At 57.6% G+C, this 14,041-nt stretch carries 15 protein-coding genes; 7 read left to right on the forward strand and 8 right to left on the reverse strand.

Features of this window, described 5'->3' with window-relative positions:
* Positions 1–231: a hypothetical protein gene (locus CAK95_RS15420; RefSeq protein WP_086088701.1), complete on the reverse strand. Its 231-nt coding sequence runs from the start codon at positions 229–231 to the stop codon at positions 1–3.
* Positions 232–842: 611 nt separating this feature from the next.
* Between CAK95_RS15420 and CAK95_RS29240 the strand changes: the two genes are divergently transcribed.
* From CAK95_RS29240 to CAK95_RS15440, 4 genes are all read left to right on the forward strand, one after another.
* Positions 843–1,067, forward strand: coding sequence for a hypothetical protein (locus CAK95_RS29240; protein WP_120265446.1), 225 nt, complete (start codon positions 843–845; stop codon positions 1,065–1,067).
* A 22-nt stretch (positions 1,068–1,089) separates the two neighbouring features.
* Positions 1,090–2,391: an HlyD family secretion protein gene (locus CAK95_RS15430; protein ID WP_086088703.1), complete on the forward strand. Its 1,302-nt coding sequence runs from the start codon at positions 1,090–1,092 to the stop codon at positions 2,389–2,391.
* The gene (locus CAK95_RS15435) at positions 2,388–3,992 is read left to right on the forward strand and encodes a DHA2 family efflux MFS transporter permease subunit (protein ID WP_086088704.1); all 1,605 of its coding nucleotides are present in this window, start codon (positions 2,388–2,390) and stop codon (positions 3,990–3,992) included. Before CAK95_RS15430 ends, CAK95_RS15435 begins: the two co-directional genes overlap by 4 nt.
* 182 nt (positions 3,993–4,174) lie before the next feature.
* On the forward strand, positions 4,175–5,632 hold the full coding sequence (locus CAK95_RS15440; protein WP_086088705.1) for a sensor histidine kinase: 1,458 nt from the start codon (positions 4,175–4,177) through the stop codon (positions 5,630–5,632).
* Between the two features lie 19 nt (positions 5,633–5,651).
* Here the strand turns inward: CAK95_RS15440 and CAK95_RS15445 are convergent, their stop codons facing one another.
* From CAK95_RS15445 to CAK95_RS29245, 6 genes are all read right to left on the reverse strand, one after another.
* Positions 5,652–7,115, reverse strand: a complete 1,464-nt coding sequence (locus CAK95_RS15445; RefSeq protein WP_086088706.1) for a YncE family protein — start codon at positions 7,113–7,115, stop codon at positions 5,652–5,654.
* The gene (locus CAK95_RS15450; RefSeq protein WP_086091446.1) at positions 7,112–7,576 is read right to left on the reverse strand and encodes a DUF305 domain-containing protein; all 465 of its coding nucleotides are present in this window, start codon (positions 7,574–7,576) and stop codon (positions 7,112–7,114) included. Before CAK95_RS15450 ends, CAK95_RS15445 begins: the two co-directional genes overlap by 4 nt.
* Before the next feature lie 138 nt (positions 7,577–7,714).
* Positions 7,715–8,941: an oxalate decarboxylase family bicupin gene (locus tag CAK95_RS15455; RefSeq protein WP_086088707.1), complete on the reverse strand. Its 1,227-nt coding sequence runs from the start codon at positions 8,939–8,941 to the stop codon at positions 7,715–7,717.
* Positions 8,942–8,963: 22 nt separating this feature from the next.
* Positions 8,964–9,419, reverse strand: coding sequence for a hypothetical protein (locus CAK95_RS15460; protein ID WP_147413725.1), 456 nt, complete (start codon positions 9,417–9,419; stop codon positions 8,964–8,966).
* 326 nt (positions 9,420–9,745) lie between these two features.
* Positions 9,746–10,153: a hypothetical protein gene (locus CAK95_RS15465; RefSeq protein ID WP_147413724.1), complete on the reverse strand. Its 408-nt coding sequence runs from the start codon at positions 10,151–10,153 to the stop codon at positions 9,746–9,748.
* 156 nt (positions 10,154–10,309) lie between these two features.
* Complete coding sequence (locus CAK95_RS29245; protein WP_147413723.1) at positions 10,310–10,612, reverse strand: hypothetical protein; 303 nt, start codon at positions 10,610–10,612, stop codon at positions 10,310–10,312.
* Between the two features lie 273 nt (positions 10,613–10,885).
* Between CAK95_RS29245 and CAK95_RS15470 the strand changes: the two genes are divergently transcribed.
* The 3 genes from CAK95_RS15470 to CAK95_RS15480 all read left to right on the forward strand — a co-directional run bounded on the left by CAK95_RS15470 (position 10,886) and on the right by CAK95_RS15480 (position 13,269).
* On the forward strand, positions 10,886–11,542 hold the full coding sequence (locus CAK95_RS15470) for a response regulator transcription factor (protein WP_086088710.1): 657 nt from the start codon (positions 10,886–10,888) through the stop codon (positions 11,540–11,542).
* 130 nt (positions 11,543–11,672) lie between these two features.
* On the forward strand, positions 11,673–12,041 hold the full coding sequence (locus tag CAK95_RS15475; RefSeq protein ID WP_086088711.1) for a response regulator transcription factor: 369 nt from the start codon (positions 11,673–11,675) through the stop codon (positions 12,039–12,041).
* A 430-nt stretch (positions 12,042–12,471) separates the two neighbouring features.
* Complete coding sequence (locus CAK95_RS15480; RefSeq protein ID WP_157699637.1) at positions 12,472–13,269, forward strand: helix-turn-helix transcriptional regulator; 798 nt, start codon at positions 12,472–12,474, stop codon at positions 13,267–13,269.
* Here the strand turns inward: CAK95_RS15480 and CAK95_RS15485 are convergent.
* A complete protein-coding gene (locus tag CAK95_RS15485) occupies positions 13,235–13,975 on the reverse strand; it encodes a hypothetical protein (RefSeq protein ID WP_147413722.1) in 741 nt (246 codons plus the stop codon). The genes CAK95_RS15480 and CAK95_RS15485 overlap by 35 nt on opposite strands.
* Positions 13,976–14,041 lie beyond the last annotated feature (66 nt).

Here is a 14,041-nt window from a genome sequence, read left to right on the forward strand (position 1 = left end):
TCAGTGAATGATAATGTTCGGTACGCCACGATCAAAGGGTGCTGACGGCTCTTCATGCCGCGGGTGATGGTCCTCAAGATTGTTGATCGTCTCGACGATCGATGCTTTCAAGACGGGCGTCGGAGCCGCTTCATTCGAGTTGCCCGACATGAAAAGCGCGTGGGTTTGTGCGCCGATCAATATCAAAGCCAGCATCAGCATACTGGTCATGATCGCGTAATTCTGTTTCATCGCGTGCCTTCGATAGTGCTTGGTGGAAAGATCTCCCCCAATTGAAAGATGCCGGCGAGCATGTCTTGTCGGCATCCGTGTTTAACGCTGGGCACCCAAGTCGGTTACCAGGCTCCTTCGTCCAACGCTTCGCGCGTTGTCGGATCACGATACGTTGAATCAAAACTCGACGTATGGACGTGTCGCTCATACGAGGCACGATGGTGATAATGATGCCGCGGTGCTGCCTGGGCTTGTGATGAGGCGGCGAGTAGTACGAATGCTAAAGCCGCAAATGGGCTAATTCTAACGATGGACATGATCGATCTCCTTTGATTTTGAGGAATGCGGCCCTTCTGAACGGAAGCCATGCGACCCGTAGATGGATTAATCAAAGCATTTTCTCTTTAAGTTTATTGCCGTCGATTGCACGCTCTTGCTTGAAGATAAGGCGTCATCGCCTTCCTGATTTGCTGCCTCCCGCGCAGGGGCAGGCACCGCTGAGCGTCGGCTTTTTTCACCAGCAACAACACGCAAAACACGGCAAGGCAGGGCAAGCCCGGCGCCGTGGAACGCGTATTTACGTGACCATGGGCGACGACGCCCAAGGCACACATACAAGGAGATCGAACATGACTATCAGGAAACAGATCGCCGTAGTTGCGATGCTGGGTGCGATTTCGGCCGCAGCAATGACGACGCAGGCATCGGCGCAGGTCAGCGCCACACGCGCTCATGCCATTATGGTGTGTAACCAGCGCGCGCATGCCGCTTATCCAGTCGACGTTGAGGGTGGACATCACGGCCGTAGCGAAGTCTATGCGGCCTGCATGACAGAAGCTGGCCAGTTGCCGTAAGACGTTGGAAGGGGCGGCTGAGATGGACTCCGATACCAGGCAGCCATCCGAGCTGCTGAAGGAAAATGTAGTCGCCTTGAAGGGAGCCGCGGGCTCTCCGGTTCAATCGCAATCGCCGGTCAGCGACCGGCGATTGCGATCTGATGATGTCTCTCCTGAACCTCCTAGGGTGATCGGTGAAGAGGCGAAACGGCTCCAGGCGAACGAGGTCGGCAAGCATTTTGAACAGCGTGTCAGACCGGCAGCGAGCCAAAAGCGCGGCAGCTTCCTTCGCCGTCAGCTGGGCTTATCTGCAGTTGGCCTTCTTGCTGCGCTGCTTCTTGGAGGGGCAGGGTACATCTACTGGGATTATGCCGACCACTTCGAAACGACCGATGATGCCTTTGTCGAAGCGCGCAATTTCTCAATCGCGCCGAAAGTGGCGGGCTACATCACCCAAATTGCCGTTACCGACAATCAGCATGTAAAGACAGGTGATTTGATCGCGCGTATCGATGACCGCGATTTTCGCGTTGCGCTTGAGCAGGCGGAAGCACAGGTGGCGGCTGCTGCGGCCAACATTCAGAACATTGATGCACAAACAGCCATACAGCAGGCACAGATCACCGCGAGTCAGGCGCAGGTCGAACAAGCGCAGGCGGCGCTGACTTTCGCCGGGCAGGAGGCCACGCGTTTCCATGACCTGGCTGTCAGTCAGGCTGGCACAGTCCAGATGGAGCAGCAGACAGCTTCAACACTTCGTCAGGACCAGGCGGCTCTCCGAAACGCACAAGCTGCTCTTGTGGTCGCCCAGCGCCAGATAGAATCACTGAAGGCGCAGCGCAGCGCCGCAGAGGCCTCCCTTGCACAAGCAAAAGCGCAGCGTGATCAAGCGAAACTAAATCTCTCTTACACCACCATCACCGCGGCACAGGCCGGGCGCATTGTCAATCTCTCCGGCGCCGTCGGCCAATATGCGCAAGCTGGCACGAGCTTCAGCATGTTTGTGCCGGACGAACTTTGGGTTATTGCCAATTACAAAGAAACGCAGCTCGACGAGATGCGCCCCGGTCAGCATGTGACCATGCGCATCGATGCCTACCCAAATCGCGTGATCGAAGGTCATGTCGACAGCGTGCAGCCCGGGTCCGGCACGGCCTTCTCGTTGCTCCCCGTGCAGAATGCGACCGGAAATTTCGTCAAGATCGTGCAGCGCGTGCCGGTCAAGCTCGCCATGGACAATCCGCCGGCCGATGTCGCGCTCGGTCCGGGCATGTCAGTTGTGCCATCCGTCCGCGTGAATACTGCACCATCGCTCTTTGAGCGGCTGAGGGAGCGTCTATGAGCGCCGCTTCAGCCACCGTGGACGGCTTCGGTCCGTCGGGAAACGCGAGCCGCGCCGTTAACCCCTGGCTTATCGTGGTCGTGGTGTCCATGGCCGCCTTCATGGAAGTGCTGGACACGACCATCGCCAACGTCGCATTGCCCTATATCGGAGGCGGACTGGCGATCAGCACCGACGACGCCTCCTGGGTGATTACGACCTATCTGGTCGCCAATGCGATCATCCTGACGGCAAGCAGCTTTCTTGCCAAGAGACTTGGCCGCAAACGATTCTATATGATCTGCGTGGTACTTTTCACCGTAAGTTCGGTGCTCTGCGGCTTGGCCTGGAACCTTGAGTCGCTTCTTTTCTTCCGTATCCTGCAAGGCTTGGGCGGCGGCGGCATGGTGCCAGTCTCGCAGTCGATCCTCGCCGATACGTTTCCGCCAGAGAAGCGTGGTCAGGCCTTTGCTGCGTTCGGAGTCGCAGTGGTCGTCGCCCCGGTTGTCGGTCCGACCCTCGGCGGCTTCCTCGCTGACAATGCTGGATGGGAATGGTGTTTTCTGGTCAACGGCCCCATCGGGATCCTGTCGGTTGTGCTCGTTTGGCTTGTACTTCCGAAGCCGAAGCTGGCGGAACGCGAGAGACTGGAGCAAGAGGGCATACGCTTTGATGTGATCGGATTCCTGCTCGTTGCAACATTTCTCGGATCTCTCGAAGTCATTCTCGATCGGGGTCAGGAGGACGACTGGTTCGGATCAAACTTTATCATCGCCTTCACGGTCATCTGCATACTGGCATTCGTTTTGATGATTCCCTGGGGGCTTACTCGTAAGAGTCCTCTCGTCGATTTCCGAATGCTGGCAACCCGCCAGTTTGGATCCTGCTTTATTGTCATGCTGATGGCCGGCGCGATTCTGCTTGCGACCACGCAGTTTCTGCCGCTGCTGGTGCAGCAGAGCTTCGGTTACACGGCGACCTGGGCCGGTCTCGTGCTGTCGCCCGGCGGAGTGGTCACCATGATCATGATGTTCGCCAATGGTCGCCTGCTGACCTTCGTCCAGCCGAAATATTTGATAGCGACCGGTGCGCTCATCGTCGCGGCTTCCATGTACGGTTTGACGAATATTTATGCCGACATCGACTTTTCCTATTTTGCCTGGTCCCGCATTTATATCGGCATAGGCTTGCCGCTGATCTTCGTCCCGGTCCTGACGGCTTCATATGCCGGCGTTCCGCCGGACATGACCGATCAGGCTTCGGCTCTCATGAATGCAGCCCGCAATATTGGCGGCTCGATCGGCGTGTCGCTGGGCATGAATGTGCTGGCGTTTCGTGGGCAGTTTCATCAGAGCCGGCTCGTCGAAAGCGTGTATCCCTCAAATCCGGCGTATCAGGACACACTTCAGAAAGTGACTGATTATTTCGTCAATCAGGGCAGCTCGGTATTGCAAGCCCAGCAACAGGCTATTGCGTGGATCGGCCAACAGGTGCAAATTCAGGTTGCATTTCTGGCCTATGTTGACGTTTTTTGGACCCTGATGTTACTTGCGCTGGCTGCTGTGCCGCTTGCGCTTATCCTGCGAAACATCAAGTTGGGCGCTCCGGCCGCCGCGGAATAATGACCATTTTGTAGGGTTAGGTACTGGGCAGCGCCCTGTTGCAGCCGTGCTTCTTTTCGTTAAGTCTCTGGCGGTTCCATAAACCTATGCACTGACAGCGGGTACTCCGACCACTGCCGCAATTGAGGGTGCTGTCCGCTGGCAAGACTTTTGGGGGCTCCAAATTAGAAGAGGGCATTTTGATGGCAAATTCATTCTCCGTGCCCGCAAAGGCGTCACCCATACTTGGGATCGCGACTCTCTTGTTTGCGGTCGCCATATTCATTGTCGACACATTCACGCCTTTCGATATGGCGATTGCCGTTCTCTACGTCGTTGTCGTGTTGATGGCGGCCAATTTATTCGACCGGACCGGCCTTCTGCTTGTCGCTTTTGCATGCATGGCGTTGACCATAACGAGCTATTTTCTGTCGCATAGCCTGCATGTCGATACCGCACTTGTTCGATTCCTCGTGAGTCTGACAGCCATCATCATCACGTCCATTCTGGTTCTTGCCAATCAGACGGCGACGAAGACTCTGCGTGAGAAAGCCGAACTTCTGGATCTGACTCACGACAGCGTACTGGTTCGCCATATGAGTGATGACATTATCACCTACTGGAATCGCGGCGCGGAAGAGCTTTACGGCTGGCCAAGCGAGGAAGCCATCGGCAAGCCGTCGCATGAGTTGTTGCGGACAGTTTTCCCGGAGCCGATCGAGACGATCAATGCCGAAATCGTCCGCTCAGGACGATGGGAAGGGGACCTCGTTCACCGCAAGCGGGATGGCTCGCAGGTGACGGTGTCAAGCCGATGGTCGTTGTTACGCAATGAACGCGGGCAGCCGATGTCAGTTCTGGAGACAAATACCGATATTACCGAGCGGATGCAGGCCGAGGAGGCCATGAATCAGGTGCAGGCCCAGCTTGCGCATGTCACGCGTGTAGCAACTCTCGGAGAGCTGACGGCTTCGATTGCACATGAAGTCAATCAGCCGCTCGCCGCCGTCGTCACGAATGGCGAAGCCTCCCTGCGTTGGATTAACCGTGACGTTCCTGACATGGAAGAGGCGCGAAGCGCCATAGCGCGCATGATCAGCGAGGCGAAGCGTGCGAGCGAGGTGATCGCAAAAACCCGTGCGATGTCGCGAAAGACAAAGCCGGAGAAGGTCGGGGTCGACATCAAGGACCTTGTCGACGAAATTGCGCTCCTGATCCAGCGCGAGCTGATCAATCATCGGGTCTTGCTGCGATTGGATATTCCTCAGTCTGTTCCCGCTGTGGCGGGAGACCGGATTCAATTACAGCAGGTGATCATGAATCTGCTGATGAACGGAGTTCAGGCCATGACGACCGTCACCGGGCGCGAACGAGAGCTGGTCGTCGGCGCGCATAACCATGAAGCCGACCAGGTTCTCGTCAGTGTCAGAGATACGGGCGTGGGATTTACGCCGGACGACGAGACGCGGTTGTTTCAGGCGTTTTATACGACCAAGAACGAAGGAATGGGTATGGGGCTTTCGATCAGCCGCACGATCATCGAGGCGCATGGAGGTCGGATATGGGCTTCCCGCAACCCCGATGCCGGTGTGACATTTCAGTTCATGCTGCCGGCGATGCCGAGCAGCGAAGTAGCGGCCCCAGCCGCGAAGGCGGGCTGAGAGAAGGCCTGCGACGACTTCAGTTCAGTATTTGGCGCTGCACGATCCTTCCGGGCTGAGCCGGCGTGCCCTCCGCAATGACGAGATAGCGCCGTTCAGCCCTCGCATCGTTCTGGACGATCTGGCGGATCGGACCGGTTGTATTGACGATAGCCGAACCGGCCGGATTGGTCGTGAATGCGGAGAGCAACTCAAGCGTGCCCGTGCCGTCCGGATGGCTCGACAGGGCGAGCACATGGGGCTTCTTCGGCTCGAGACCGGTGACCGAAGCCTGCAAGATCTGGATCAGCCCCTGATCGAACAGCGAAATGCTTGTTGGCGGTGTCCCGCCCGCCTTGGTCTCATTGATGGACGCAAGGGTGAGATGCGCCGCCTGTCCGGCGACACCAAGCGGCTCAAGGCCTGCCGTGCCGTCGCCTGCGGGTACCGCGTCAGGCACGTAGTTTACGGCCTGCGGAGCCTGCCCGATCGGGATGGTGGCGATCACCTTGTTGCTCAAAGTGTCGATCGCAGCGAGCGCGTCGGCATTCTCAAGTCCGACGTAGACGCGAGAGCCATCGCCCGAGGGCCAGACGCCATGCGGCAGCTTGCCGACCGCAATGGTCGCGACCTGGGAAAAATCGTCAATGCGGAACACCTTCACCTCGTTGAGGCCGCCGATTGTGACATAGGCGAAGGTGCCGTTGGCGTTATGCGCAAAGTTGACGTGGTTGGTAATCGGGCCGGTGTCGATCGTCTTGAGGAGATTAAACGGTGGCTGCGCATTGAAGACCTGAGTCTTGCCGACGTCTTTCAAAGTGAACCACACCTGCTTTCCGTCCGGCGTCGCCGCGATATTCGGGCAGAATGGACTTTCTTGCGCCACACGACCAACGATTTGATGATCGGCGACCGAGATCACCAGCGTCTCGGGCGTGAATGACGAGCAGACATAGCCGTACTTGCCGTCCGGCGAGAAGATTTGCATGCCAGGGCCGTTCGGCACCTTGATCCGCGTTTTTTCTTCATAGGTTTTACCATCAAGCACGGCGACATAATCTTCACCGCGCACTGTCACCCACACTTCCTTGCCGTCCGGGGTGAAGAAAGCCTCGTGCGGCGAGCGGCCGACATAGGTCGTGTGCTTTACCAGATTGGTAGTGGTGTCGATAAAGGTGACCGAGTTCGAGCCAATTGAAACCACGGCGATGGTCCTGTGGTCGGGCGAAAAGCCCATGCCGTGGACGAGCACCTGTCCCTTGTAGAGCGGACTGAAATTGCCAGGCTGCGGATCACCGAGGCGGATCACGCCGACAAGCCGGTTGGTGGCTGGATCGGTCACGGACACGGTGTTGGAGAATTGCTCGGCGGCATAAACCCGATCGCGGCTGCTCAGCGCAATGTCGGGAGCGGATGCAGCAAATGGCGCCTGTCCCGCGAAGACGGGAGCAGAGCAGGCGAGGATGGTGCTTGCCAGCAGACTGACGACGATATGGCTCTTCATTGTTGTGGTTCCTGTTTCATCGGCGTCGCAGGCGGTGTCGACATAGAGCTGTGCGACAGGGCGGGGTGATCATGGTTGGGCGCTCCGGCTTGCGCCGGGTTCATGACTGTCGGTATTTCTGGTTGTGTCGGTGCCGGAGCAGAGGGCGGCAGCGGCTGACCCATCGCCAGACGCATCGCGGCGATCTCCTGCTGCTGTTCGACGATGATTTCCTGCGCGATGCGGCGGATTTGCTCGTTCTTGCCGTATCGCAGTACGGCGAGTGCCATGTCGATGGCGCCCTGATGATGAGGGATCATCATCGCGACAAAATCAGCATCGACATCGCCGGTCGGCTTCACGTCCATGTCCGTCATCATTTTGTTCATTGCTGCTGTGTTCTCCGCCAGGAAGGGGGCCTCTTGCGGGAAGGCATTCGCGTCAGCGTGGTGATGGGTTTGATTGATTTGCTGCGCCGCCATGGCAGAAAGATCATGCGGCCAGGCGGCGGGCGTCGTCGCAGTGAAAATCACGGCAGCGAGAAAGGCACCGCCAAAACCATGTTTTGCACGCATGCACGTGTGCTCCTCTATGCTAGTCGTTCGCCTAATGAGGTTGGCTTAAGCTGGCACGACCGGCGCGACCTTCTTGCGCAAGGCATTCATGACTTGGGGATCCAGCTTGAGATGCGCCTGGACCAATTCCGGTGGCGTCAATGCCATCCAGGTGTCGAGAGACAGATCGGCGTAATAGCTGCTCTTGAAGATCTCGAGAAAGCGCAGCGGCGTGTTGCCGGTGTTCTCGATGTAATGTCCCATTGCGAACGGCACATAGCCGACATCGCCCGCGCGGAAATCGAACGTCCTCGCCTGACCGGATGCCGCGAACACGCCCATGCGGGCCTGGCCTTCGATGTAATATTGCCATTCGTTGGTGTTTGGATGCCAATGGAGCTCACGCATTCCGCCCGGCTGGACCTCCACCAGGGCGGAGGCGATTGTCTTTGCGACAGGGAAGACGCTGGAATCGGTGATCCAGACCGAACCGCTCTTGGTCGTGATCGGTGTCTGCGCCATGATGCGATGGCTGAAGATCTGCGGTGACGCCGTCGCACCGGCGACCGTGTCCGAGCTTAACGGTCCCGGGACTGGCGCCGGAAACATATATCGCTCGCTAGGATCTGGTGTGTGGCCAAACAGCGAAGCCGGCACGCCGAAATTCTTGCCCAGGACCTCATTCGGTGTGTGCTTGAACCAGTCGGTGATGAGGAACGTATTGTCCTCGTCGAAATCGCCGTCATCGAAGACGAGGAGAAATTCGCAGCCGTCGGGGTTCAATCCCTGAATGGAGTGAGGAACGCCGGCCGGAAAATACCAAAGGTCGCCGACACCCACGTCATTGACGAAGCTGCGGCCCTGCGGATCGACGGCGGTGATCCGTGCTGAGCCATACAGCATATACGCCCATTCGGCGGCCTTGTGCCAATGCAGCTCACGGACGCCGCCGGCATTGAGGCGCATATCCACGCCGGCAATGTCTTTTGACACGCCTAATTCGCGCGAGGTGATCTGGCGCGTCCAGCCACCGGGCTCAAGCCGCATGTGCGCATCTGCGAATGAGAAGCGCAAATTCGGCAGCGTTCCGTGATCCGTCGAAGGAGGAACCAGAATGTCGGGATTCTGGCTGTCACGCACAACATCGCGTGGGCCAGGATCGGTGCCTCCAACGCCGGGACGTCGGGGTTGTGGGCCTGTATTGCCAGATTGTGCGTCCGCTGCCGAAGCGGCCATCAGTAAACCTCCGGCCGCAGTTGTTGTCAGCATGTGGCGACGAGAAATCTTTTCCATCGAGGTCCTCCGAAATTTCTGGTTACGGCGTAACGGTGCCGCCTGGTCTGGTGGTTGGATCAGTGGTGGCGCTTGCGATGCTGAATGTGCCGATCCACAAATTGCGCACGTTGGCGTCGCGGGCCGCATCGGGCCAAATCAAAAGCTGATTGCTATCCTGAGCGACGCGGTAACGGTGGCCGGTCAGATCGGGTTCCGTAGGATGAATGCAATCTTGCAGCGGTGTTCCCAGCTCCGGCGGCATATGCCGAAAATGGGACATTGCGTTTCCGCTGCGATAGTCATTGGAAAAATCTTGCGCGGCTGCGGGGATCGGATTCGAGAGCTGTGCGCTCAGAACGATCAATTTTGCGACGAGTTTTGTTCTATATCGCCCTTTGCTTAGTAGGATATTCCTGACACGCCGCTTTACGGTGCCAAGCTTGGGCTCTTTCTGAATCTTTGTGCCGGTGGCGTTGAACAAGTGAGGAATTGGCATGACGAAGGCCCAGCCGCTTGAAGCGTTGTGTGGTTAATGGCCCTTTCAAAGTAGATGTCGGCAAGAAAGAAGACATGGCGAAGATTGCCGCCATTGACGATGTGTTGCTTATTTAATGACAGCGATGGCGCCGCAGCGAGGCGCGCGGTTGTCAGAACCGAGATCACTCAAAAGCCATCACATGATGAGAGCCATGCGAGGAATGATTGATCATAAATTTCGGTCGGGACATACAAACATACAAACAACAGCCCGCTCCACATCAGGGTGATAAGGAGCGGGCTGATCTGAAATGTCGTGCGGCAATCCAGGAGGATGGCCCATCGTCAGACTTCGATTTCATCGACCTTGAACAGGGAATAGTAGACCGCCGGTTTGGTCGCCTCGAGCCCGGATTCGGTGACGACGCCGAAAACGACGATCTTCGCGATCCGATAGGTCAAACCTTTACTCCTGGCCGTCGCCAAATCCGGTCCTCGCATATAAGCCGTGGTGGCGACGACACAGGCCGTCGGATTCGCTGCTTCCTGGTTGACTTCATTGATGGCGGTCTGCGCATCGCCATCATAGTGCGTGACGAACATTTCGACCTGAGATTCGGTGTCGCACACAAGATTGGTGCCGACCTCGATATCTTCTTCCGAGACCTGCGCTTGTGCCGTTTGGCTCAGCGGTAGAAATAATGGAAGAGCAATCATTGCGGCTCGCATTGCAGCTTTCATGGCAACCTCCAATGTGCAACTCGCCACGCCGAGAGCACAGAAATGTTGTCTCTCTGTCTGCTATATCGAGCCATGGGCCTGCGTGGATGGTGGCTGCGACGTCGCGCAATGTAGCGGCGCTACGAAAAGGGGCTTTTTGGCTCTTGCCGTGGCAGGTCGGTTCTTGCGCTAATGGGGGTTGACGCCCGACAGGAAGGGTTCTGTCGGAAACGGCAAATCCGCGTCATTCACCGCAAGGCCGGGAAAGAAGCCGTGGCGAGAGCGGCCTAAGTTTGGGGTGACGTAAAACAGACCAAAGGACGAAGACACATTGCTGTCTGTACCCACATCGGCCGGTTGAATGCGCGCGTCCTCCCCGCCTGCTTTCCCGTCGATGATTAGCGAGATCCGGACCCCAAGGCTTTCGCTCGGGTGCAGACATTGGGCCGGCGGTGCAGTGCCGCCGGCCCATTTCTTGCGTGCCGTCTCCAATGCTCAGTTACCCAATTGTCACGCCGAAACCAAAGAACATTGTTATTTCAACAAATGCGGACTGACGCCGGAATCGAATTAGGAGCGGCCTCAAGGCATAAGCAGCGAAGATGTGGCATATTCAGATCGATAGACATGATTACGGGGGATCAAAGGTTCGGGTTTCTGCCTCGGACCAGATCGCCTTGAAAGATTGTGCGGGATTTGGAGGGTGCCGAATATGTCCTGTATAAATGTTCTTCAATTTCTAGATCTGTACGGGGAGAGCGGAGTGTGAGCCAGGCGAAACCGGTATCGGCAAGCGGACGCAAGGACGAGCCAACCGTCATTATCGTTGACGACGAGCAGTCGGTTCGCGATGCGCTTTCAAGTCTCTTTCGGTCCGTGGGACTGCGATGTGAGCTTTTTTCATCCACAGCGGAGTTGTTGGAAAAAAAGCTTCCAGACGTTCCGAGTTGCCTGGTGCTCGATGTCCGGCTGCCCGGCGTGAGCGGTCTCGATTTCCAGAACGAGCTTTCCAAGGCTAATATCCGGATCCCGATCATCTTTATCTCGGGGCACGGCGATATTCCGATGACGGTCAAGGCCATGAAAGCGGGCGCCGTCGACTTTCTCACCAAACCATTCCGCGATCAGGACATGCTGGATGCCGTGGCAACGGCGCTCGACCGGGATCGGAAGAGACGCGAAAATGAATTGGCGGTCGGGGATTTACAGCGCCGGTTTGAGTCATTGACGCCGCGCGAACGCGAGGTCATGTCGCTTGTTACCGCGGGCCTGATGAACAAGCAGGTCGCCGCCGAGTTGGGCGTTAGTGAAATCACCGTTAAGATTCACCGTGGCCACGCGATGAGAAAAATGGATGCACGATCGCTTGCCGATCTTGTGCGAAAAGCGGAACTATTGGGTGTGCGGCGCACAAAATCATAGCACCTGTAAACGTATGTATGATTTTCTTCACATTCTCAGCGTGACACCTTTCCTTCTGTATGGTTGCCGTTGCTTCCGCTAATCCCCATTCAAGGGCATGTGAAGGACAGGTTACTTGCAGAAGGTTCCAGTGATTGCAATCGTTGACGACGACGAGTCGGTTCGCATAGCCACACGAAGCCTCGTGAGGTCGCTCGGTTTGACCGCTCACACATTTGCGTCGGCTGAGGAGTTTTTACAGTCGCAGCACGTGAATGAGTGCTCCTGCGTAATTACCGATGTCCAGATGCCGGGGCTGAGTGGCGTCGATCTGCAAAGCCGGCTGGCAGCCGAGGGACGAGACACGCCGGTCATTTTGATGACGGCGTTCGCCGACCAGGCGGTTGAGGCGCGAGCGATGAAAGCTGGCGCCGTTTGTTTCCTGAGAAAGCCATTCGAAGGCCAGACGCTGGTGAAATGTCTCGAAGAGGCATTGAGCCCGAGCAAGCCAGCGCAGTAGTCGCTGCGTTGGCCATGATTAAGGCAAATCGCGGCCCAGTCGCGCCGGGATTGAATGCTTATTCGCACACTTCCCCCCTATACGTCGGTATAACCCCATCAAACCAAGTCGGCATCCCGCGACACCCTAGGTAGAATGGAGCGATCGCCCCTTCGTTCTCTACCTTCACGTTCGAAGTTGAAATCCCTGCCGGGACCAACCGCTCAAACGTCAAAGGTGGAAGCCAATGCAGACGCATTCGTTAGTTTCGAATAATACCTCCCGTTTCAATCACACCGTATTTCGCGGTTCAAATGAAGCGGAACTCTCTTCGGACTTCAGAACGCGTCGTCTCGATCAAAAGATCGATTACAAGATCAGGGCAACATCGCCGGGCGTTCAGGTTTCGCCGTCTAACGTCGTCAAGCGCCAAGCCATCGCCTGGGATGGAATGGCTGCCGAGATCGTTCAGGCGACGCAGAATGAAAAACTTGAGCTCCGCTTCCGCTCGTCATTCCATCTGCTAGCTGTCTACGAACAAGGGGCACGCACCGAAGGTGACACTTTCGTTGAAGGATTGCCCCGGTCAGCGCTGCGGGACTTCAAGCGCAAACTGACCTTCGTTCCCGCCGGCCACGAGTTTCGCGAATGCCATGACCCGCGCATCCTGACGCGCGTGGCTTTCTTTTATTTCGACCCCAAGGCGATGCCTCTGCTTGCAGATGCAGAGGTGACGCCTCTGGCTCCCAAGCTGTTTTTTGAGAACACGGCTTTGCGAGAGACAGCTCTCAAGCTCATGACGCTGATCGAAAGTGGATCGCAGGACAATCTGCCCTATGTCGAAGCGCTCGGTGCCGTTCTGGCGCATGAGCTCGTTCGCCTCGATCAGGGGGTGTCTCTCAAGGAAGCGCCGGTTCGCGGTGGGCTTGCCGCTTGGCAGCAGCGAGTCGTCACGACCTATATCGAAGAGCACCTCTCCGAAACCATTCCGCTCGCCAAGCTCGCCGAACTGGTTCGTTTGAGTCCCTATTACTTCTGCCGGGCGTTCAAGCAGTCATTCGGTTTGCCCCCACACAAATATCATAACAGCCGCCGCATCGAGCACGCCAAGATGCTGCTGGCAAAATCGTCACCGTCCGTGACGGAGATCGGGCTTACGATCGGCTTCAGCGAGACGAGTTCGTTCACGGCGGCCTTCCGCAAGGCGACCGGCCTCACGCCGACCGCCTATCATCGATCGCTCTCGTAATGGCAGCCGCATCGGCAACGAACGGAGCGGCTGTCATGAATCGCTGGTTGTTGATGGGTGTCATGGGGCTTGTGCTGCCATGTGGTCCCGCCCTCGCACAGATCAGCCCAATTGGCGCTCCGACGCCTCCATTGCTGGGCACCACGTCCCCGCTTGGGATCGGGCCGGCTGCGCCTGTGCCGGCGACAGGCATTCCGCTCGGCGCGACGGAGCTGACAAACCTTGGTGTCAGCCCGACCGCGTCCGGTGTGCCGTCGACGGGGCCTTCGACCAGCAGCGTGTCGATATGTTCCGGTTTCGGGAGTTCGATTCCGCAAGCCTCGCTCGGTTCGTCGATCGCCGTGTCGGGCATGCCCGGTTTGCAAATGATGCCGACGATGTCCGGAATGCAGGGATCAATCGTGCCAACGGTGCCCACGACCTTTGATGGTGGCGGCACACTAGGAAATGCATCGGGCACCTGCGCGCCGGGCGCCAGCGCTGACTTTGCACGCCCGGCGGCATCGGCCTCGTCACCCACCGGAATAGCAGCAGCGACCCGAGTTGGACCGGTCGGAATTCCAATGGGGTCGACCGAACTGGGTGCTGGCGGTCTGAGTCCGCCGCCGGTCGATCCGACGCAGAATCTCTCGGCTCCGGTCACAACCATCATCCCGCCAATCGTCGGCGCCGGACCGTCAATAACGAGCACAGGACCGTCCGTCATGGGCATGGGATCACCGACGATGAACATGGGACAGCCAAGCGCGAGGACGAGACCGTCAGTGAGCAC

Origin of the sequence: Pseudorhodoplanes sinuspersici (assembly GCF_002119765.1) — a bacterium.
GTDB classification, from domain to species: domain Bacteria; phylum Pseudomonadota; class Alphaproteobacteria; order Rhizobiales; family Xanthobacteraceae; genus Pseudorhodoplanes; species Pseudorhodoplanes sinuspersici.

Excerpts from the sequence above, each read along its gene's own strand:
- CAK95_RS15435 (WP_086088704.1), top strand. The coding sequence starts at position 2,388 with ATGAGCGCCGCTTCAGCCACCGTGGACGGCTTCGGTCCGTCGGGAAAC.
- CAK95_RS15420 (WP_086088701.1), bottom strand. The coding sequence starts at position 231 with ATGAAACAGAATTACGCGATCATGACCAGTATGCTGATGCTGGCTTTG.
- CAK95_RS15430 (WP_086088703.1), top strand. The coding sequence starts at position 1,090 with ATGGACTCCGATACCAGGCAGCCATCCGAGCTGCTGAAGGAAAATGTA.
- CAK95_RS15485 (WP_147413722.1), bottom strand. The coding sequence starts at position 13,975 with ATGACGGACGGTCCTGTGCTCGTTATTGACGGTCCGGCGCCGACGATT.
- CAK95_RS15445 (WP_086088706.1), bottom strand. The coding sequence starts at position 7,115 with ATGAAGAGCCATATCGTCGTCAGTCTGCTGGCAAGCACCATCCTCGCC.
- CAK95_RS15450 (WP_086091446.1), bottom strand. The coding sequence starts at position 7,576 with ATGGCGGCGCAGCAAATCAATCAAACCCATCACCACGCTGACGCGAAT.
- CAK95_RS15455 (WP_086088707.1), bottom strand. The coding sequence starts at position 8,941 with ATGGAAAAGATTTCTCGTCGCCACATGCTGACAACAACTGCGGCCGGA.
- CAK95_RS15440 (WP_086088705.1), top strand. The coding sequence starts at position 4,175 with ATGGCAAATTCATTCTCCGTGCCCGCAAAGGCGTCACCCATACTTGGG.
- CAK95_RS15480 (WP_157699637.1), top strand. The coding sequence starts at position 12,472 with ATGGCTGCCGAGATCGTTCAGGCGACGCAGAATGAAAAACTTGAGCTC.
- CAK95_RS29240 (WP_120265446.1), top strand. The coding sequence starts at position 843 with ATGACTATCAGGAAACAGATCGCCGTAGTTGCGATGCTGGGTGCGATT.
- CAK95_RS15460 (WP_147413725.1), bottom strand. The coding sequence starts at position 9,419 with ATGCCAATTCCTCACTTGTTCAACGCCACCGGCACAAAGATTCAGAAA.